This window comes from Variovorax sp. 350MFTsu5.1, from assembly GCF_048302515.1.
Classification (GTDB): domain Bacteria; phylum Pseudomonadota; class Gammaproteobacteria; order Burkholderiales; family Burkholderiaceae_C; genus Variovorax; species Variovorax guangxiensis.
In genome coordinates this window covers 5,584,945-5,605,771 of the sequence record NZ_CP157620.1, presented here as the reverse complement: position 1 = coordinate 5,605,771, position 20,827 = coordinate 5,584,945, and the positions used below count along the sequence as shown (strand labels likewise).

Annotated in this window: 17 protein-coding genes and 1 pseudogene; 15 read left to right on the top strand and 3 right to left on the bottom strand. The window is 66.4% G+C overall.

Features of this window, described 5'->3' with window-relative positions; all coding sequences use genetic code 11:
- The first annotated feature begins 4 nt into the window (after nt 1-4).
- The 6 genes from ABL843_RS25510 to ABL843_RS25485 all read left to right on the top strand — a co-directional run bounded on the left by ABL843_RS25510 (nt 5) and on the right by ABL843_RS25485 (nt 7,561).
- Entirely contained in the window at nt 5-3,841 is a 3,837-nt protein-coding gene (locus ABL843_RS25510) for an RHS repeat-associated core domain-containing protein (RefSeq protein ID WP_418120517.1), read from the top strand.
- A 1-nt stretch (nt 3,842) separates the two neighbouring features.
- Nucleotides 3,843-4,535, top strand: coding sequence for a hypothetical protein (locus tag ABL843_RS25505; protein ID WP_418117763.1), 693 nt, complete (start codon nt 3,843-3,845; stop codon nt 4,533-4,535).
- An 804-nt stretch (nt 4,536-5,339) separates the two neighbouring features.
- Nucleotides 5,340-6,128, top strand: coding sequence for a hypothetical protein (locus ABL843_RS25500; RefSeq protein ID WP_418117762.1), 789 nt, complete (start codon nt 5,340-5,342; stop codon nt 6,126-6,128).
- Between the two features lie 5 nt (nt 6,129-6,133).
- A complete protein-coding gene (locus ABL843_RS25495) occupies nt 6,134-6,652 on the top strand; it encodes a GTP-binding protein (RefSeq protein WP_126025017.1) in 519 nt (172 codons plus the stop codon).
- Between the two features lie 74 nt (nt 6,653-6,726).
- Nucleotides 6,727-7,110, top strand: coding sequence for a roadblock/LC7 domain-containing protein (locus ABL843_RS25490; protein ID WP_126025016.1), 384 nt, complete (start codon nt 6,727-6,729; stop codon nt 7,108-7,110).
- Nucleotides 7,111-7,201: 91 nt separating this feature from the next.
- Complete coding sequence (locus tag ABL843_RS25485) at nt 7,202-7,561, top strand: hypothetical protein (RefSeq protein ID WP_019656468.1); 360 nt, start codon at nt 7,202-7,204, stop codon at nt 7,559-7,561.
- 22 nt (nt 7,562-7,583) lie between these two features.
- Here the strand turns inward: ABL843_RS25485 and ABL843_RS25480 are convergent, their stop codons facing one another.
- Nucleotides 7,584-8,594, bottom strand: coding sequence for an AraC family transcriptional regulator (locus tag ABL843_RS25480; RefSeq protein WP_418117761.1), 1,011 nt, complete (start codon nt 8,592-8,594; stop codon nt 7,584-7,586).
- A gap of 214 nt (nt 8,595-8,808) precedes the next feature.
- Between ABL843_RS25480 and ABL843_RS25475 the strand changes: the two genes are divergently transcribed.
- From ABL843_RS25475 to ABL843_RS25455, 5 genes and pseudogenes are all read left to right on the top strand, one after another.
- A complete protein-coding gene (locus ABL843_RS25475; RefSeq protein WP_184642248.1) occupies nt 8,809-9,600 on the top strand; it encodes an SDR family oxidoreductase in 792 nt (263 codons plus the stop codon).
- A gap of 26 nt (nt 9,601-9,626) precedes the next feature.
- The gene (locus tag ABL843_RS25470; protein ID WP_418117760.1) at nt 9,627-10,865 is read left to right on the top strand and encodes a styrene monooxygenase/indole monooxygenase family protein; all 1,239 of its coding nucleotides are present in this window, start codon (nt 9,627-9,629) and stop codon (nt 10,863-10,865) included.
- Nucleotides 10,866-10,883: 18 nt separating this feature from the next.
- Nucleotides 10,884-12,122, top strand: a pseudogene (locus ABL843_RS25465) (styrene monooxygenase/indole monooxygenase family protein); the annotation flags it as partial.
- A complete protein-coding gene (locus ABL843_RS25460) occupies nt 12,117-12,617 on the top strand; it encodes a flavin reductase family protein (protein WP_418120516.1) in 501 nt (166 codons plus the stop codon). The pseudogene ABL843_RS25465 and the gene ABL843_RS25460, both read left to right, overlap by 6 nt.
- 55 nt (nt 12,618-12,672) lie before the next feature.
- A complete protein-coding gene (locus ABL843_RS25455) occupies nt 12,673-13,914 on the top strand; it encodes a dienelactone hydrolase family protein (RefSeq protein WP_418117759.1) in 1,242 nt (413 codons plus the stop codon).
- 4 nt (nt 13,915-13,918) lie between these two features.
- On the opposite strand, the gene ABL843_RS25450 is transcribed toward ABL843_RS25455, so the two are convergent.
- On the bottom strand, nt 13,919-14,833 hold the full coding sequence (locus ABL843_RS25450; RefSeq protein ID WP_369660921.1) for a LysR family transcriptional regulator: 915 nt from the start codon (nt 14,831-14,833) through the stop codon (nt 13,919-13,921).
- A 167-nt stretch (nt 14,834-15,000) separates the two neighbouring features.
- Between ABL843_RS25450 and ABL843_RS25445 the strand changes: the two genes are divergently transcribed.
- Both ABL843_RS25445 and ABL843_RS25440 read left to right on the top strand, forming a co-directional pair.
- The gene (locus ABL843_RS25445) at nt 15,001-15,993 is read left to right on the top strand and encodes a Bug family tripartite tricarboxylate transporter substrate binding protein (RefSeq protein ID WP_369660922.1); all 993 of its coding nucleotides are present in this window, start codon (nt 15,001-15,003) and stop codon (nt 15,991-15,993) included.
- Between the two features lie 138 nt (nt 15,994-16,131).
- A complete protein-coding gene (locus ABL843_RS25440) occupies nt 16,132-17,682 on the top strand; it encodes an amidase (protein ID WP_418117757.1) in 1,551 nt (516 codons plus the stop codon).
- A 23-nt stretch (nt 17,683-17,705) separates the two neighbouring features.
- Here ABL843_RS25440 and ABL843_RS25435 read toward each other — a convergent pair whose 3' ends face one another.
- Complete coding sequence (locus tag ABL843_RS25435; RefSeq protein ID WP_418117756.1) at nt 17,706-19,130, bottom strand: short-chain fatty acyl-CoA regulator family protein; 1,425 nt, start codon at nt 19,128-19,130, stop codon at nt 17,706-17,708.
- 121 nt (nt 19,131-19,251) lie between these two features.
- Here ABL843_RS25435 and ABL843_RS25430 point away from each other — a divergent pair, with 121 nt between their 5' ends.
- Together ABL843_RS25430 and prpC are read left to right on the top strand one after the other, a co-directional pair.
- A complete protein-coding gene (locus ABL843_RS25430; protein ID WP_418117755.1) occupies nt 19,252-19,653 on the top strand; it encodes an acyl-CoA thioesterase in 402 nt (133 codons plus the stop codon).
- The gene (prpC, locus tag ABL843_RS25425; protein WP_418117754.1) at nt 19,650-20,819 is read left to right on the top strand and encodes a bifunctional 2-methylcitrate synthase/citrate synthase; all 1,170 of its coding nucleotides are present in this window, start codon (nt 19,650-19,652) and stop codon (nt 20,817-20,819) included. The genes ABL843_RS25430 and prpC overlap by 4 nt, the downstream gene beginning before the upstream one ends.
- The last annotated feature ends 8 nt before the right edge of the window (nt 20,820-20,827 follow it).

Below are 20,827 nucleotides of genomic sequence, written 5' to 3'. Positions count from 1 at the left end.
AAGCGTGACCATCACCACTGGCGAAGGTTATGTGCGTACATTCGGCAAGACTGCAGGCGAGGCTGTTTGGACTGCAAGCGGCAGCGCGGACACTTTGGTCCAACTTTCCTCCGGCGTCTGGACCTACTCCCGCGCCGATGACAACGCGACGCTGAGCTTCGACAGCACCGGCAAGCTGCAGTTCGAGACGGATCACAACGGATGGGTCATCACCTATACCTACAACGGCCCAGGCCAACTCGCTTCGGTCACCAACCACTTCGGCCGCACTCTCGTCTTCGGCTACAACGGCGCAGGCCAACTGACCACCGCCACGACGCCGGATGCCCGCGTCATCGCCTATGCCTACGATGGATCGAGCCGCCTGGTCTCGGTCCTGTACCCGGATGGCAAGGGCCGCAACTTCGTCTACGAGAACGCATCGTTCCCCCAGGCGCTTACCGGCATCTTCGATGAAGCCGGTGTTCGCTGGGGCACGTTTGCCTACGACAGCGCGGGCCGCGCGATCAGCACCCAGCTCGCGGGCTCCGTCGACAGCTATCAGGTCAGCTATCCGTCTACAGGGTTAGCGACCGTGGTCGATCCACTGGGCACGAGCCGCAACTACAGCTATGGCACCACGATGGGCAAGCTTGCTGTCACCGGAGGCTCACTGCCTTCTGGCGAAGGCAAGAGCGATGCGGCGCTCCGGGTTCAAGACAGCAATGGCCTGATCACCTCGGAGACGGACTTCAATAGTGTGGTGACCACCACGACGTGGGACGTTGCCCGGCGCTTGCCAACGACAGTGGTGTCAGCCTCCGGCACGCCCGATGCCCGCACGGTGACTACGCAATGGCATGCGACCTTCTCGCTGCCCGTGCTGATCACCGAGCCCGGCCGTACCACTGCCTACAACTACGATGCCGTCGGCAATCCGTTGTCGAAGACTGTCACCGAAACCGCCACGAACAAGGCCCAACTCTGGCAGTGGACCTACAACGCGTCGCAGTTGGTCGATACAGCCACCGAACCCAACGGCGCAGTCACCAGCTACACCTACGACCCCCGAGGCAACGTCCTCACGTCCACGAACGCCCTGGGCCATGTGACGCAGTATGGCTACGACCTCGCCAACCGCGTCGTGAGTAGCACGGCTCCCAATGGCCTGACCACCACCTACACCTACGACCAGCGCGACCGCCTGCTGACCCAGACCGTAGGCGGCCAGACCACAGTCCTCACCTACAAGCCCTACGGCACCGTCGAGACCGTCTCGTTGCCCAGCGGCCTCGTCCTGACCTACGCCTACGACGCCGCCCACCGCCTGATCGGCTGGAGCAACAACCGAGGCGAGAGCGGCACCTACACCCTGGACGGCATGGGCAACCGCACCGCCGAGCAGATCAAGGACGCTGCCGGCAACGTCGCCTGGAGCGTGGCTCGCGCAGTCAACAACATCAACCGGCTGTCCTCCAGGACCGAAGGCACGAACCAGAGCAGCACCTTCGGCTACGACGCCAACGGCGAGCTGACCAGTTCGACCAACGGCCTGAACCAGAGCACCAGCTACGGCCTGGACAGCCTGCGCCGCGTCAAGAGCGTCACCGACGCAGCCAACGCCAGCGCCACCCTGAAGTACAACGCCCTGGATGCCGTCACCGAGGCCAAGGACTTCAAGGGCGTGGTCACCGCCTATGGCCGCGATGCCCAGGGCAACGCCACCACCGAGAGCAGCGCCGACACAGGCGGCTCCAGCACCCAGTACGACAACCTCGGCCTGCCCAGCCAGGTTACCGATGCCCTGGGCCAGGCCACGACCATCACCCGCGACGCCCTGGGCCGCCCCACCGGACTGGTCTTCGCCGACGGCAAGGCCACCGCCCTGCGCTACGACCTCACGGCCAACAGCAAGGGGTATCTGTCGGAGATCATCGACCGCAGCGGCACCACCGAGTACACCCGGGATGCCTTCGGGCGGGTCACGCTCAAGAAGCAGACCCTCGCCAACGGAAGCGTCCAGCAGGTCAGCTACGCCTACAACCCCAACGGCACCCTGGCGAGCATCGGCTATCCCAACGGAGGCACCCTCAGCCACGTCTACGACGCCACGGGCCGCCTCACGGGCCTGAACTGGAGCGGCAATCCGCTGGTCAGCGGCGTCGCCTGGAACCCGCTGGGCCAGCCCACCGCATGGACCTGGGCCTTCACCACCGGCAGCCCGCAACTCGCCGCCAGCCGCACCTACGACACCGCGGGCCGGCTCACGAACACCGAGTTCAGCAGCTACGGCTATGACGCGGCAGGCCGCATCACGAGCCTCACGCAGAACCTGAACCTGCCCGGGGACACCGATCCCACCCACAGCACCATCGCCAATGCGAACGTGACCTGGAGCGTGGGCTACAACAGCGTGGGGCGCATCACCAGCTTCAACGCCACGGGTAACACGGCCAGTGATATCGCAGGCTTTGGCTACGACGCCAACGGCAACCGCTCCAGCAGCACCCGGGTCCTCAACGGCCAGACCACCAACCGCACCTACGCCGTCGGCGCCTTCAGCAATCAGCTCACCGGCTTCACCCAGACCCTCAACGGATCGAGCAGCACCAGCGTCACCTACGGCTACAACGCCAACGGCGACATGCTCACCGATGGGCTTCGGAGCTACACCTACGATGCCGAAGGACGCCTGGCTGCGGCAACCACCGGTGCCACCGACGTCAGCCCGACCACTCGCTACGCCCACAACGCGCTGGGGCAGCGGGTGTTCAAGACGGAGCCGCTGTACCCACCCACCCAGGGCGACGAGGCAGACCCCGGCTTCATGGCCAGCCTGATCGCGTTCTTCACGAAGCTGTGGAGCCCGAGCACGACACAGGCGGAGCAGCTGGGCTATGCCTACACCTATGACGAGCAGGGCACGCTGATCGCCGAGGTGGGCAGCGGCGGCACGGCCAGTGCGGGGCAGAACCAGTACATCTACCTGCCTACGGCAAATGGGCCAATGCCGATCGCCGCCGTCATCGATGGGACCATCTATGCCGTCCACAGCGATCACTTGAACACGCCGAGAAAGCTGACCAACGCGGACGGTCAGGCTGTCTGGCAATGGAGCTACAGCGCGTTCGGCGAGGATAAGCCGACGCTTGCAAGGTATCGCTTCGTCAACACGGAGGTCACACCCAACCCGGGCACCACAAACATCGCAGAGGTGAAGTTCAACCTGCGGTATCCGGGGCAGTATGCGGATGAGGAGTCGGGGCTGTTCTACAACTACTTCAGGAGCTACGACTCAAGAACTGGGCGATACAGCCAGCCTGATCCCATTGGGCTCGATGGCGGATGGAATCGGTTCGGGTATGTGGATGGAGATTCGCTGAGCTTCAGTGACCCGATGGGATTGCAGGCGTTGCCCAAAACACCGGATCCGTTTCCACGTCTGTTCCCTCCGGCAGCCAATGATGCTCTCTACCGGGGAGGGTCCGGAGCGATGCGGCCCGTTACCGCAGCTAGCGTCTGGACGTTGGCGTTTGCCGCCGGGGTTCTGACATATCAAATGTGCCATCCGGAGGATAACTGCGAGGCGAGGCTCACTGCGATATATCGCCTGATGACCGAGATCGAAGGGCGACTGACGGATCTGTATATTGACAAGCTCAACCTCAAGACCCATGCACCACAAAAACCATCTCCTTCTTTACCCGCGGGGTCCGGCAGTTGGAATGGGCACATTCAGCAACTAGAGCAGAAGCAAAGCCAGTTGCGGAAAGCAATAACGGATGCACTTTCTTCAGGCTGCAGAGTCCCGCCTTTTGCTTTCCGTCTCGCCTACGCGCCACTGCCTTCTCGAATCTTGTAGCATGAAATACCGAACTGATGACCTGACATTGTTGCTCAGTACCGACTGGTTTCTTCAAGCATGGGGGCGCTGTGGTCTGCTGAGCTCCTCGAAAGCCGCGACTGAAATGAGCATGCAGTGCCGAGGCATAGTGAAGGGTTTTGTCGGTGAGAACAGCAGCTATTGGGATGTTGAATATTCCTTGCCGCGCATGAAAGAGACTGAGCGTCAGTTTCTGCGTGCAATGAATACCGCACAATTGGTCGCGCATGATTGTGAAACGCTGTCGGGGCTCAATCGGGGGCTCACATCCAATCAGGAAACCTCCGGGAACACAGCTCTAATCCTTAACTTGCTGATGCTGCTGGTTTCGGATGCAGGGAGTGACAAAGATCTGCGCGACGGAATCACGCCGACAATGTTCGAAAGAATTCAGATCGCACTTGAGCAAAGTGCAAGTGAGGATTTTTCCGAGATTGCATCGATTGCAGCGCAAGCGAGCTCTCAATGGGATAAGTGGGTAGAGAGCATCACATCCGAAGTGCCTGGATTGCTTTTGGATGTAGCTAGGGACGTGCGCGACTACAACGGCCCTGCATCTGCGCTATGGGGAGAGCTGTGCTCAACCATGAGCGATTCTGAGATGTCGGCGCTGGTGCAATGGCTCAATCGCTGGGGCCAGCAGCTCGCGGGAGTACAGGCGATAGCTCACTGAGGAAGATAACTCGGCGAGAAATTGAACGGTCAGCGAGAACATGAGCCGTAGCACCCTAACGCGTTTGTAGCTCGCGTGAATTATGGCATTCATCGTGGTATCTTTCGGCTAAGTGGATGTCTTAAAAGGATATTTTGCTCTCACACTCTCCGCCAGAATCAATCTCTGGCAGTTTTTGAAAGTCCCGCGCAGTCTCTGCGACGGGACTTTTTCATTGGCAGATGTCTTTTCACCGCAAGAGGCATCTGTCTTCGCGCTCCTCCAGCCCGAGCGCTTCATGTTGCCAGACGTCAGCGGTGCCGAATCAGGTCGCGCTGTTTCTGGTCGGCGACGATCTTGTTTGTTCAGCCGATTTCGCTGGCCGTCGTCGTAGATCAGGGCCACCGACAGCCCGCTGGTCGTGAACTGCTGAATCGTCGAGAGAAGCTCGCAGCCGTCCTTTTGCTCGTGCTCATGGCAATGCGGACGCCCTCGGTCGCTGGCTTCGAGGCTCCCGCATCGATGCGGCGTCCTGACTCTTGCGCGCGGAGGGAGCATCCCGTCGCCCTCTCATCACACCCTCTCTTCCCCACCGATTCCCGTAGGCCGCAGTCGGGTTCTGTAATCTAGTGTTTTTATTTGCAACGAATGTTATATTTTCCCAGAAACATTCTCATAACACTTAGGCATTCAGTCCAGGGCAGACGTCGCGTCTCCCTGTGAATGTTCATCATGGGGAGCTCCGGAATTGCAGTTCAAGCCGCAAGAAAGCCCCAATTTGGTGCGGCCAGCCTCGGCCGTCGCATGCCCGTTTCGGAGTTGTCCATGAACACGCCGGTCGCCGCCTCGCGCGCCCGCCGGCCGCTGTTGAGCTTCAGCGTCGAGGGCCTGCCGGCCCGCGACGAACTGCTCTTCAAGTCCCTGGTCCGGCTGCTGGACCATCGCACCCATCAGCACTGGGCCTGGCAGGTCGAGGACGCCGACCTCCGCGTGGTGGGCGACAAGCTCGCTGCGGCGCCGCCTGAAGTAGACCCGGCCGACCGCCCGGTGCCGTTGCTGACCATCGGCGACACACCACCCTCGCGCGGCCCGTTCCTGCGCCTGCCGCTGCATGCAGATGCGCTCGAGGCCATGCTCAACCGCCTCGGCGCGATGGTGGTCCATGCCCGCGAACTCGGGCTCGCCGCGGCTTCGCGCAGCCGCAACGAGCAGGCCGCGCGCAGCGAGGAATACCGGCTGCTGCGCTGGCCCTCGTCGACGCTGCTCGACACCACCATGCGCATGAAGCTCGCCACGCTGCTCGCGAGTCGGCCGGCCTCGCTGCAGGCGCTGCAGCAGCGCTCGAACGCCAGCGCGCAGGAGTGCGCGGATTTCATCTCCGCGCTCGAGCGCGCGGGCTTCGTCGCGAGCAGTGGTGGTGGTCATGGGGCCACCGGCTTCGTCAACAGCCGCGCGCCCGAGTCGATCTGGCCCGATTCGCACATCGCAACCGGCAACGAGGCGCCACACGCCGCACCTCCAGTGTCTCCCGCGCCGCGAGCCACCGTGGAGCCGGGCCTGCTCGCGCGCATCCGCAGCCGCCTGGGGCTGCTGTCATCCGGACCGAGGGCCTGAACAGCGTGGAGCACAAGATTCTTTTCACCGGCACCATGGGTGCGGGCAAGACCACCGCCATCGCCGCGGTGAGCGAGATTCCACCGGTGCGCACCGAGGTGCGCAACAACGACGCCTCGGTCGCCAAGGCCACCACCACCGTCGGCCTGGACTACGGCGAGCTCACGCTCGACAACGGCGAGAAGCTGCGCCTGTACGGCACGCCCGGGCAGATGCGCTTCGACTTCATGTGGCGCATCCTCGCGCGCGGCGCGCTGGGCCTCGTGGTCCTGGTCGACAACAGCCGTCCCGATCCGCTGGCCGATCTCGAGGTGTATCTCGATGGCTTCGCCGAACTCATCGAGAAGACCGCCTGCGTGGTCGCGGTGGGCCGCATGGAGACGCACCCCGAGCCCGGGCTGGAGGCCTACGCCCAGCGCATGCAGGACAAGGGCGTGCTGTGCCCAGTGCTGCCCGCCAACGTAACCGATCCGCAGCAGGTGGTGCAGTTGCTCGATCTGCTGCTGATCCAGCTCGAAGCCTGAGCGAGCACCGGACTGCTTTCTTTCCTGTTCTTCCCTTTTCTTCTCTTCCTGCCGCAACGCCGGACCCCACCCACATGAACATCGCACCCCGCATCAAGGACGCCGCCGAGACCGTCGTGGACACGCTCATGCGCGAGATCAAGGGCGTGAAGGCCGTGGTGATCGCCACCGAGGACGGCATGGAGCTCGCCGCGCGCGCGGAGAACACCGCGCAGGTCGCGCGCATGTCGGCCATCGCGAGCTCGCTGGCCGCGCTCGGCGCGGTGGCGGGCGAGGAGAGCGGCCTCGGCCAGTGCGAGAACGTCGCCATCGAAACCGCGCTGGGCCACATCCTGATGCTGCAGGCCCGCCACGAGGAAGCGGGTTTGATCGTGAGCGTGGTGACGGGCAAGGACGCCGTCATCGGCCAGGCGCTGTACTTCTCCAAGCAGGCCACGCTCGCGCTGCAGCGAGCCTGAGCACCCAGCCTTTTTACAAGCGGCCGCCGCTCATCATTCGCCCGGGCGGCGGCCGATCATCAGGGCGATGGACTACCTACGAAAGACTCCGATGGCAAACATCAAGCAATCCATGGACGAACTCATGACGATCGACGGTGCGCTGTGCGCGGCACTGGTCGATTCGGGCAGCGGCATGATCCTTGGGCAGATCGGTTCGGGCGTCGACCTGGAAGTCGCCGCCGCCGGCAATACCGAAGTGGTGCGCGCCAAGCACAAGACGATGCGTGCACTGGGCCTGAACGACGTGATCGAGGACATCCTGATCACCCTCGGGCGCCAGTACCACATCATCCGCCCGCTGCAGAAGCACGAAGGCCTGTTCATCTACCTGGTGCTCGACAAGTCGAAGTCGAACCTCGCGCTCGCGCGCCGCAAGACGCAGGACGTGGAGCAGACGCTGGCGGTCTGATCCACCCCCAGGGGGCGCGCGGTCAGCGGGGGCGCGGAGCCCGCGTCTCCGAGGGCCGCTCCCCGAAGCGCGCACGGTACTGCGCCGCGAAGTGCCCCAGGTGGAGAAAGCCGTACTTCTGCGCCACCTCGCGCACGCCGGCTCCGGCGGCGCCGCCCGATGTGCGCTGCAACTCGGTGCGCACCCTGTCGAGCCTCGTCTCGCGCAGGAACTCCATCGGCCCCTGACCCGCATGCTGGCGAAACGCCAGCTGCAGGGCGCGTGCGCTGCAGCCGACCTCGCGGCAGACGTCGGCCAGCGACAGGGGCTGGTCCGCATGCGCCGACATGTATTCCTGCGCCTTTCTGACCACGCGCGGCAGCAGGCGCCGCTGGTTGTCTCCGGCGAGGGCCTTCGAGTGGTTGTGCCCGGCAGACATCAGCAGGCTGGAGATCAGGTACGCCTCCGCATGCTCGGCCAGCGGGCCGCCGGCCTCCAGCCCGTTGCCGGCGTCGAGCGTGAGCCGCAGGTAGTCGATGAAATGCACCAGCGGCGCGAGCGTGGGGCTGTCCAGCGGCACGCCGAGGTCGAACACCAGCGGCCGTCCGAGGGGCGCCTGCAGCAGCGACTCCAGCCGCGAATGCAGCGCCGAACGGGCCAGCCGCACGATGAGGTGCGGGCTGCCGTCGGCCCAGCGCATCGACAGCGGCTCGGTGGGCGAGGGCAGCGATGCGAGGCGGGGCGTGGCGTCGATCTGCTGCGCGCCGCAGCGGATTTCGGCGCCGCCGCGCAACGGAATCTGCAACAGGAAGAAATCCTGCAGGTAGCCCGGGTCGATCTGCACGCCGGGGCCGTACTGCACGTAGTTGAGGCTCACGTCCCGGTGCAGCCGCGCGCTGTGGTGGCAGGCGTCCAGCGTGGTGCGCGGCCTGAGCATGACGAGGCCGTGCGGACAGAAGATGCGGGCCACGCTTTCACGAGCCTCGTCCACGTCGTGGCTCTCGAAAAGCCGGTAGCGCTGCAACGGCAACGGTGGGGTCGTGAGGGTTTCCATGGGGCGAGTACAGGGCCAGGGCACCGTAGCAAAAACCATCCCTACCCACAATTCGGGCCTCCCCTCGGGGCCCGCGAGAGCCGTCTCCCCAGAAATCTGCGCGCCAGGGACAGCGCCTGCGTTTGCGGGACTCGTCCTGGCAACCCTTGCCCCTAACGTTCGCTCCCACAGGCACCAGCCGGGCCTGCCCGATCAACCGAGGAGAGCAAGCGTCATGTTCAAGGGACTCGAAGGCAAGAGCGCCATCGTCACCGGTGGCTCCACACTGATAGGCGCGGGCGTGGTGCGCGCCCTGCATGCGGCGGGCGTGAAGGTCGTCATCGCCGACATCGACGCCGGCAACGGCCAGGCCCTGGCCGATTCGCTGGGCACCGGCGTGCGCTTCGTGCGCACCGACATCACGGACGACGCGCAGGTGAAGGCCTGCGTGGCTGAGGCGGCCGAGCGGCACGGCGGCGTGCACTTTCTCGTCAACCTGGCGTGCTCCTACGTGGACGACGGCTTCAAGTCGCCCCGCGCCGACTGGCTCACCTCGTTCAACGTGAACGTGGCCAGCGCGGTGGCGATGCTGCAGGCCGTGCATCCGCACATGGTGGCGGCCGGTGGCGGAGCGGTGGTCAACTTCACGAGCATCTCCTCGAGCGTGGCGCAGACGGGCCGCTGGCTCTATCCGGTGAGCAAGGCCGCGATGGCGCAGCTCACGCGCAACATGGCGATGGACCTCGCGCCCGACCGCATCCGCGTGAACAGCGTGTCGCCGGGCTGGACCTGGTCGGCCGTGATGAACCAGCTCACCAACGGCGACCGCGCCAAGACCGACCGCGTGGCCGCGCCCTTCCACCTGCTGGGCCGCGTCGGCGACCCGGACGAGGTGGCGCAGGTGGTGCTGTTCCTGTGCTCCGACCATGCGAGCTTCGTGACCGGCGCCGACTATGCGGTGGACGGCGGTTACTCCGCCATGGGCCCCGAGCAGGCCGTGCCGGCCATTCCCAAGTTGATGGACTAGCAAGCAACCAAGCAAGGAGCAAGGCAATGAAGCGAATCGCAATCGTCGGCGCGGGCCAGTCGGGCCTGCAACTGGGGCTGGGCCTGCTTGCCGCGGGCTACGAGGTCATGATGTTCAGCAACCGCACGGGCGAGGACATCCGCCAGGGCAAGGTCATGTCGAGCCAGTGCATGTTCCACACCTCGCTGCAGATCGAGCGCGACCTGGGGCTCGACCACTGGGGCAGCGTGTGCCCCACGGTGGAAGGCATCGGCCTGGCCGTGCCGCATCCCGAGCAGAAGGGCTCCAAGGCCATCGACTGGGTGGCACGGCTGAATTCGAGCGCACAGTCGGTCGACCAGCGCGTGAAGATTCCGGCGTGGATGGACGAATTCCGGAAGAAGGGCGGCGAGCTCGTCTTCAAGGATGCGGGCATCGACGAGCTCGAGACCTGCACGCAGACGCACGACCTCACGCTGGTGGCCAGCGGCAAGGGCGAAATCTCCAAGCTCTTCGAGCGCGACGCTCACAAATCCACCTACGACAAGCCGCAGCGTGCACTGGCGCTGACCTACGTGAAGGGCATGAAGCCGCGCGAGCCGCACTCGGCGGTGTGCTTCAACCTGATTCCCGGCGTGGGCGAGTACTTCGTGTTCCCGGCACTGACGACCACGGGCCCGTGCGAGATCATGGTGTTCGAAGGCGTGCCCGGCGGCCCGATGGACTGCTGGGCCGACGTGAAGACGCCCGAGGAACATCTGGCGCGCAGCAAGTGGATCCTCGACACCTTCACGCCGTGGGAGGCCGAGCGCTGCCACGACATCGAGCTGACCGACGACAACGGCATCCTCGCGGGCCGCTTCGCGCCCACGGTGCGCAAGCCGGTGGCAACGCTGCCGTCGGGGCGCAAGGTGCTGGGCCTGGCCGACGTGGTGGTGCTCAACGATCCGATCACGGGGCAGGGCTCGAACAACGCGGCCAAGTGCGCGGACACCTACCTCAGGAGCATCCTCGCGCGCGGCGACGGCCCGGCCGACGCGGCCTGGATGCAGCAGACCTTCGACCGCTACTGGTTCGGCTACGCGCAATGGGTCTCGCAGTGGACCAACATGCTGCTGGCACCGCCGCCGCCCCACGTGCTCAACCTGCTCGGAGCGGCCGGTGCGATGCCGCCGCTGGCCAGCGCATTCGCCAACGGCTTCGACGATCCGCGCACCTACTTCCCTTGGTTCGCGGACCCGACCGAGGCGCAGCGCTTCATCGACACCTGCGCCGCCGTCGCATAGCCTGGAGCGGAGCCCATCATGAAGCGACGCGTGGCCATCGTCGGCGCCGGCCAGTCCGGCATGCAGCTCGCCCTGGGCCTGCAGCGCTCGGGGCTCGAGGTGACGGTCTTCTCCAACCGCAGCGCGCAGGAGATCGGCGAAGGGCCGGTGATGTCCAGCCAGTGCATGTTCGAGACCGCGCTGCAGACCGAGCGCGAGTTGGGACTGGACTGGTGGGCGGACGAGTGTCCGCCGGTGGAGGGCATCGGCATCGCGGTGCGCAATCCGGAGGGCGGCAAGGCCATCGAATGGAGCGCGAAGCTCGACGGCCCCGCGCAGTCGGTCGACCAGCGGCTCAAGATTCCCGCGTGGATGGCCGAGTTCGAGAGGCGCGGCGGCCGGCTGGTGCTGCAGGACATGGGCATCGACGACCTGGAGACCTGCGCGCGGATGAACGACCTCGTGGTCGTCGCGAGCGGCAAGGGCGAGATCTCCAGGCTCTTCGAGCGCGACGACGAGCGCTCCCCGTACGAGCAGCCGCAGCGCGCATTGGCGCTGACCTACGTGAAGGGCATGAAGCCGCGCGCGTCGCACTCGGCGGTGTGCTTCAACCTGATTCCCGGCGTGGGCGAGTACTTCGTGTTTCCGGCGCTGACGACCACGGGGCCGTGCGAGATCATGGTGTTCGAAGGCGTGCCGGGCGGCCCGATGGACTGCTGGGCCGACGTGAAGACACCGCAGCAGCACCTTGCCCGCAGCAAGTGGATCCTGGAAACCTTCCTGCCCTGGGAGGCCGAGCGTTGCCGCGACATCGAACTGACCGACGACAACGGCATCCTCTCGGGCCGCTTCACGCCCGCGGTGCGCAAGCCGGTGGCGCGGCTGCCGTCGGGCCGCAAGGTCCTGGGCCTAGCCGACGCGGTGGTGCTCAACGATCCGATCACCGGTCAGGGCTCCAACAACGCGGCCAAGTGCGCCGACATCTACCTCAAGCGCATCCTCGAACACGGCGACGCGCCCTTCGACGCCGCGTGGATGCAGCAGACCTTCGACCGCTACTGGGAAGGCTATGCCCGCTGGGCCACCGGCTGGACCAACAGCCTGCTCGCGCCGCCCCAACCTCATCTGCAGAAGCTGCTGCAGAGCGCCGCCAGCATGCCCGCGGTCGCGAGCATCGTGGTCAACGGCTTCGACGACCCGCGCGCCTTCGCGCCCTGGTGGTTCGATGCCGCCGAGGCGGATCGCTTTCTCGAAGATCGGGCGCGCGAGGCCGTGGTGGACCGCTTCGACCGGCGCGACTTCCGCAAGGCTCTCGGCCAGTTCAGCACCGGCGTGACGGTCATCACCACCCGCGCGATGGACGGCCGCCGCGTGGGCATGACCGCCAATTCGTTCTCCTCGGTCTCGCTCGATCCGCCGCTGGTGTTGTGGAGCCTCGCGCGGCAGGCGCCGAGCCTGGCCGATTTCACCGGTGCGAGCCATTTCGCGATCAACGTGCTGGCGGCAAACCAGCATCACCTGTCGCGGCAGTTCTCGACGCCGCAGGCGGACAAGTTCGGCGGCGTGGAGTGCTGCGAGGGCGCGTCCGGCGTGCCGCTGCTCAACGGCGTGATCGCGCGATTCGTGTGCCGCAACGTCAGGCAGTACGATGGCGGCGACCACCTCATCTTCATCGGCGAGGTCGAGCGCTACGACCGCTTCGACGGCGAGCCGCTGGTCTTTCATTCGGGCTACTACCAGGTGACGACACGACATCCGGAATGCATGCAATGAGCGCGCGGCCCGCCATACTTATCCCGTGACCCACCCCATGAACGGAGCAAAACACATGCAGCAGAAAGCACCTCAAGCAGCGGCACCACAACGCATCCGCATCGAGGCCACCGACGCAAGCGGCAGTTTCAGCGGCTACCTCGCACTGCCGGCCTCGGGTACCGGCCCTGGCCTGGTCATCGCGCAGGAAATCTTCGGCGTGAACTCCACGATGCGCGAGGTGGCCGACTACTACGCCGAGGAAGGCTACGTGGTGCTCGTGCCCGACCTGTTCTGGCGCCAGCAGCCCGACGTGGAGCTGGGCTATTCGCCCGAAGACTGGCAGCGTGCCTTCGGCTTCTACCAGGGCTTCGACGAGGCCAAGGGCATGGAGGACATGCAGGCCGCCATCACCGCCCTGCGCCAGCGCCCCGAAGTGCAGGGTGCCAAGGTCGGCGTGCTCGGCTTCTGCCTCGGCGGCAAGCTGGCCTACCTCGCGGCCTGCCGCACCGACGCGGACGTGGCCGTGGGCTACTACGGCGTGGGCATCGATGCCGCGCTCGACGAGGCCGACAAGATCAGGCGCCCGCTCACGCTGCACATCGCAGAGCTCGACAAGTTCTGCCCGCCCGAGGCGCGCGACCGCATCGTCGCGGCGCTCAAGGGCCGCCCCGGCGTCTCGCTGCACGTGTACCCGGGCATGGACCACGCCTTCGCTCGCCTGGGCGGCGAGCACTACCACAAGCCCTCGGCGCTGATGGCGCACGAGCGCAGCATCGCCACGCTGAAGGACGCCATCGGACCGCACTACGACCTCTCGGCGCTGTGGGACAAGCACTGCGAGTACGAGTTCGGCACGCGCAACGTCGACGACACCATGTCGACCATGGTGGCCGAGCCCTACGTCAACCACATCCCGACCATGACCGGCGGCGTGGGCTACAGGAACCTGCACGCCTTCTATTCGAACCACTTCGTCAACAGCAACCCGCCCGACACCTCGCTGGTGCCGATCTCGCGCACCATCGGCGCCACGCAGGTGGTCGACGAGATGCTGTTCTGCTTCACCCACACCACCGAGATCCCGTGGATGCTGCCGGGCGTGGCGCCCACCGGCAAGCGCGTGGAGATTCCGCTGCTCGCGGTCATCAAGTTCCGCGGCGACAAGCTCTATCACGAGCACATCTACTGGGACCAGGCCAGCGTGCTGGTGCAGGTGGGCTTGCTCGACCCGAAGCTGCTGCCGGTGGCCGGCATCGAGACGGCGCGCAAGCTGCTCGACGAGACGCTGCCGTCGAATACGCTGATGCAGCGCTGAAAACTCAGTCCGAGGCCTTCACCGCGTCCACCAGGAAGCGCACGAAGGCCTTCGCTGCATCGGGCAGCGAGCGGCCCGCCATGGTCTCGATGGCGAGATGCCGCTCGTGCATCTCGCGGTCCTTCAGCGCAATGGCGACCAGCGCCTTGCTCTGCAGCAGCGTGCGGATCGACAGCGGCCCGTAGAAGGCGATGCTGCCGCCGCCCGCAGCCGCGAAGCTCAACAGCGAGTTCGCATGGTTGCTGGACATGGCCAGCTCGTAGCGCAACTCCTGCCGCGAGCAGCTGGCATCGAGCAGCCGGCGAATGGAGCTGTCTTCCTGCGGCAGCCCCAGCGGATAGGCCACCACCTGGCGAAGCGACAGCTGCCGCTGCTGCGCCAGCGGATGGTCCATGGCCATCACCGCGAGGATGGGGCTCGGGTGCCGCAGCTCCACCTCGATGCCCGGCTCGGGCAGGGCGCTGAGGGTGATACCCACGTCGGTTTCGCCATCGCGCACCAGCCGCGAGATGTCGGCGGGCGCGCAGACTTCCAGGTGAAAGCGGATGCCCGCGTGCTTGAGGCGGAACTGCGCGATCAGCCGGGGAATGAAGTCGAAGGCGAAGCCCTCGGTGCTCGCCACGCGCACATGGCCGCTGCGTAGTCCGCGCAGGCCGGCGATCTCGTTGGCGACGCGCTCGATGTCCTGCTGCGCGCGCTTGGCGTGCGCTGCCAGCAGCTCGCCCGCGGCATTGGGCACCATGCCGCGCGCATGGCGTTCGAAGAGCAGGGTGTCGAGCTCGCGTTCGAGCCGCGCCACCTGCCGGCTCACGGCCGAGGGCGCGACGTTGAGCTTGACCGCGGCTTCCTTCACCGAACCGGTCTTCACGACCTCGAGAAAGTAGCGCACGGCGGTTTCCTGCAAGGCACGAGGCGCCATGAATTGCTCCTGCAAGTGATCTGGATGAAGGCTGTGGATTGCCGATTCAGCAACGAAGAATTCTAAACATTGCGCTTGTGACACCGTCATGACGCTCCTAGGATCGGCCCGTCTGCACCCTGAACCCCGCTGAACCTCGTCTTCCAGTCGATATTCCAGGAGTCCCGATGAACCGTCTCCCGCTCGTGGCGCGCATCGCATTGCTTTGCTGCAGCCTTGGACTTGGCGCCGTACCGCTGGCGTCGCTCGCCGCCGAGACGGGGTTTCCCGCACGGCCGGTCACGCTGGTGATTCCCTTCCCGCCCGGCGGCGCCACCGACGTCAACGGCCGCGTGATCGCGCAGCGCCTGGGCAAGGAACTGGGCCAGCCGGTGGTGATCGAGAACCGCGGCGGCGCCGGCACGGTGGTCGGCGCGAGCTACGTGGCCAAGTCCGCGCCCGACGGCTACACGCTGCTGCTGAGCTCGGGCTCCACCTTCACCGTCAACCCCGCGATCCGCAGCAACCTGCCCTACGACCCGGTGAAGAGCTTCGAGCCCATCGGCATCGCCGGGCGCGTCGCGCTGATCCTTCTGGCGAACAGCGAAGTACCGGTGCAGACGGTGAAGCAGTTCGTCGACTACGTGAAAGCCGCGCCGGGCAAATACTCGTACGGCTCCTTCGGCACCGGCACCACCGCGCAGTTCGCGGGCGAAACCGTGCTGCATGCCACCGGCCTGAAGATGACGCATGTGCCCTACAAGGGCAGCGCACCGGCCATGACCGACCTGATGGGCGGCCAGATCCCGTTCAGCATCGACACCGTGAGCGCGGCTGTCCCGCAGCTCAAGAGCGGAAAGATCAAGGCCATCGCGCTGACCACCGCGAAGCGCTCGGCGCTGCTGCCCGATGTGCCCACCTTCGCCGAGAGCGGATACCCCGAGGTCGAGATGGATTCCTGGCTCATGCTGGCCGCGCCGAAGGGCGTGCCCGCCGACGTGAAGGCGAAGCTGGAGAAGGCCCTGGCCGCGACCATCGCCGACCCGGAAACGAAGAGCAAGCTGCTGGCCGCGGGGCTCGAGCCGAGCTACAGCAGCGCCGCGGCGGGCGTGGAGCTCATCAATCGCGAACTGCCCATCATGCGGGCCGTCGCCGCAAGAGCCAACATCACTGCAGATTGACTTGGCACTCCCCCAGGCTTCGCGCACTTCGTGTCGCTGCGCCAACCCCCTCGCCGGGGGCGACACCCACGGCCCGGCGAAGCCGGTTCCGTGGTGTCCCGCGAATTCGCAGCGCCATGCCCAGAACAAGAGACATCGATGACCTCTGCCAAGACAACCCACGATTCCGCCAGCGAACTCGTCGAAAAATCCGCCGTCGAACTGCGCCGCCTCATCGGCAGCAAGCAGGTCTCGCCCGTCGAGCTGCTGGAGGCATGCATCGCGCGCATCGAGCGCGTGAACCCTTTCGTCAATGCAGTCACAGCCACCTGCTTCGAGCGCGCGCGCGCTGAAGCGAAGGCGGCCGAAGGCGCCGTGATGCGCGGCGACAGGCTGGGCCTGCTGCACGGCCTGCCGATGGGCGTGAAGGACCTGGAGCCCACCGAGGGCCTGCTCACCACCTGGGGCTCGCCGATCTACCGCGACCATGTGCCGACGGAAGACATCGAGCTGGTGGCGCGACTGCGTCGCGCGGGCGCAGTCGTCGCGGGCAAGACCAACGTGCCCGAGATGGGCGCGGGCGCCAACTCGCGCAACGACGTGTGGGGCGCCACGGGCAACCCGTTCAACCCGAACCTCAATGCGGGCGGCTCCTCGGGCGGCTCGGCGGCCGCGCTGGCCTGCGACATGCTGCCCGTGTGCACTGGCTCCGACACCGGTGGCTCGCTGCGCATTCCGGCCGCCAAGTGCGGCGTGGTGGGCTTCAGGCCATCGCCCGGCGTGGTGCCCAGCGTGCGCAAGCCGCTGGGCTGGACGCCGATCTCTGTCGTCGGCCCCATGGGCCGCACCGTGGAAGAGGCCTGCCTGCAGCTGGCGGCCTCCGCCGGCATGTGCGCGGGCGATCCGCTGAGCTATCCGCTGGACCCGCTGTCCTTTCTTACGCCGCCGCCGGTCGACCTGGGCCGACTGCGCGTGGCGTGGACCGAAGACTTCGGCACCTGCGCGGTGGACGACGGCATCCGCGCCACCTTCCGCCGCAAGATCGAAGCGATGCGGCACCTGTTCGGCCGCTGCGACAAGGTCGAGTTCGACATGGGCGAGGCGCACCGCTGCTTCGACGTGCTGCGCGCCGAGGCCTTCGTGGCCGGCATGCAGGCGGCCTACGAGCGCGACCCCGACAGCCTCGGCCCCAACCCGCGCGCCAACTACGAGATGGGCGCGAAGATGAGCCTGCTCGACAGTGCCTGGGCGCAGGCCGAGCAGACCCGGCTGCTGAAGCGCTTCCAGGCCACCTTCGCCGACTACAACCTCGTGCTGTCGCCGACCACGCCGGTCTCGCCCTTCCCTTGGACGCAACTGTACGCAGCCGCCATCAACGGCGAGCCGCAGGCCAACTACTACCGCTGGCTGGCGCTGACCTACGTGGTCACGCTGACCACGCACCCCGCGATCACGCTGCCCTGCGGCCTCGACCATGCGGGCATGCCCTTCGGGCTGCAGGTGGTGGGCGGCTTCAGGGCCGACCACCAGGTTCTGGGCGCGGCGCATGCGATGGAGGCGGCGTTCTCGTCCAGCGCGCAGCTGCGCAGGCCGCGTCCCGATCTCACCGCTTTGCGCGCGGCCGAGCCGGCGCTGACTTCGATCGTCAAGGCGCCGCCGGTCTATGGCGACGGCCGCGCTGCGGCATCGGCCGCCGTATCGGCGGTCTAGGTCCCGGCCGCCATGTCGGCCGTCTAGGAATCCGCTACCGCGTAGGGCGTGAACCGGCTTTCGTTCTCGTTCACGTCCAGCGCCCGCCCGATGAACGGGAACGCCCGCTGCGGGCAGGCCGTGCGCTCGCACACCTTGCAGCCCATGCCGATGGGCGTGGGCGCTTCCTGGTCCGCGAGGTCGAGGCCCTTGGAATAGACCAGCCTCGGCGCATGCCGGATGTCGCAGCCCAGGCCGATCGCGAAGGTCTTGCTCGGTGAGCCGAAGCCGCGCTGTCCGTGCGACACGGTGCGCGCCACCCACAGGTAGGTGCGCCCGTCGGGCATGCGCGCGAGCTGCCGCAGCACCCGCCCGGGCTGCGCGAAGGCTTCGTACACGTTCCACAGCGGGCAGGTGCCGCCGGTCTTCGAGAAGTGGAAGTGCGTGGCCGACTGCCGCTTCGAGATGTTGCCCGCGCGGTCCACGCGGATGAAGAAGAAGGGCACGCCGGGCGCGCCGGGCCGCTGCATCGAGCTCAGGCGGTGGCAGACGGTTTCGAAGCCCACGCCGAAGCGGCGCGCCAGCAGGTCGATGTCGTAGCGCAGGGCTTCCGCCGTCTTCAGGAACAGGCCGTAGGGCAGCAGCATGGCGCTGGCGAAATAGTTCGCCAGGCCGATGCGGGCCAGCGCATGCGTGGGCGCGTCGTCGTTGAAGTCGGCGCCCTGCAGCAGCGACTCGATCAGCCGCGCCTGCTCCAGCAGCGCCAGCTGGGTCGCGAGCTGGAAGGCCTGCTGGCCGGGCTCCAGGCCGGCCGACAGGTGCAGCACGCGGCTGGCGGGGTCGTAGCGGCGCTGGCTGTCGATGGCGTCGTCATCGGTGGGCACCACGTGCACGCCGTGCTGCTTCGAAAGGCGCTGCTGCAGCCATTCCGACAGCGGACCACCGCGGGCGCGCGCTTCGTCGGAGAGCTTTTCCGCCTGCAGGTCCAGTTCCTCGAAATGGTTCTGGTGGGCGAAGAAGAAGTCGCGCACCGCCTCGAAGGGCATGGGCCGCGCGTTGGTGAGTTCGCCGCGTCCGTCGCCCAGCTCGGCGGCCATGATCTCCAGCCGCTCCATCGCTTCCTGGTGGCGGCGGTGCAGCGCGAGCAGCGCGCGCGCAACGGCCGGCATCTGCGAAGCCACCTCGCGCAGCTCGGGCAGGGCGACGGCTTCACCGCCGGGGTTGTCGGCCAGAGCGTCGCGCATGCCAGAGACCAGGCGGGCTTCCTCGTCTTCCGAAAACTGCTGCACGTCGACGCCGAGCGTGCGGCTGATCCGAAGTAGCACGGCCACGGTGAGCGGCCGCTGGTTCTGCTCAAGCTGGTTCAGGTAGCTGGGCGACAGGCCCAGCACCTGCGCCAGCGCCACCTGCGTCATGCCGCGCTCGGCGCGCAGCTTGCGCAGGCGCACGCCCATGAAGGTCTTGCTCATCGTCCGGCTCCTGGCTGCATCTGTGGTATTCGCAATATTTGCAAATCTGGCGTTTTCTATTCGCAATGATTGGCAAATTCAGTCCTTCATTATGGGTACGCATTTGCGTAAATTGCGAATCATGACAAACCGGAACACGGCGCTCGAACTCACGGAAATCGTGTTTCCGGAGCATGCGAACCACTACGGCACGCTGTTCGGCGGCAACGCGCTGATGCTGATGTCCAAGGCAGCCTTCCTGGCGGCGCGCGACTTCGCGCAGGCCGACGTGGTCATGGCCGGTTGCGGCGACGCGCAGTTCCTCGCGCCCGTGCCGGTCGGCAGCGTGCTGCGGCTGCGCGCATGGATCAGCCGGCGGGGCCGCAGCTCGCTCACCGTCAGCGTCACCGGCAGCTTCGAGCAACTGGGGCAGGCGCCGCGCGAGGCGCTGCGCTCCTTCTTCGAGATGGTCGCCGTCGACAAGAGCGGGCGGCCCAGGCGCATCCCCAACGCACAACCGAACCCAGAAAAGGAAGCAGCATGAACGACACCGCCTCCCCTGCCGAAGCCCTCGCCGGCTTCAAGCCGAAGAAGTCCGTGGCCCTCTCCGGCGTGACGGCCGGCAACACCGCGCTGTGCACCGTCGGGCGCACCGGCAACGACCTGCACTACCGCGGCTACGACATCCTCGACATCGCCGAGGTCTGCGAGTTCGAGGAGATCGCGCACCTGCTGGTGCACGGCAAGCTGCCCACGGCGGCGGAGTTGCGCGCCTACAAGGCGAAGCTCAGGTCGATGCGCGGCCTGCCCGCGAGCCTGAAGGAGGCGCTGGAGCAACTGCCCGCCGGCGCGCATCCGATGGACGTGATGCGCACCGGCGTCTCTTCGCTGGGCTGCATGCTTCCCGAGAAGGAAGACCACAACCTGCCGGGCGCGCGCGACATCGCCGACCGGCTGATGGCTTCGCTGGGCTCGATGCTGCTGTACTGGTACCACTGGTCCACGCAGGGCAAGCGCATCGACGTGGAGACCGGCGACGACTCCATCGGTGGCCACTTCCTCCACCTGCTGCATGGCCGCAAGCCCTCCGAGGCCTGGGTGCGCGCGATGCACACCTCGCTCAATCTCTACGCCGAGCACGAGTTCAACGCATCGACCTTCACCGCGCGCGTGGTGGCGGGCACCGGCTCCGACATGTACTCGGCCATCACCGGCGCCATCGGCGCGCTGCGCGGGCCCAAGCACGGCGGCGCCAACGAGGTGGCCTTCGAGATCCAGAAGCGCTACGACTCGCCCGGCGAAGCCGAGGCCGACATCCGCCGCCGGGTGGAGGCCAAGGAGGTGGTGATCGGCTTCGGCCACCCGGTCTACACGGTGAGCGATCCGCGCAACGTGGTCATCAAGGGCGTGGCGAGGTCGCTGTCGCAGGAGGCGGGCTCGACCAAGATGTTCGACATCGCCGAGCGGCTCGAAGGCGTGATGTGGGAAGTCAAGAAGATGTTTCCCAACCTCGACTGGTTCAGCGCCGTGAGCTATCACATGATGGGCGTGCCCACGGCCATGTTCACGCCGCTCTTCGTCATCGCGCGCACCTCGGGCTGGGCGGCGCACATCATCGAGCAGCGCGTCGACAACAAGATCATCCGGCCCAGCGCCAACTACACCGGGCCGGAAGACCTGAAGTTCGCGCCGATCCAGGATCGGAAGTAAAAAGACAA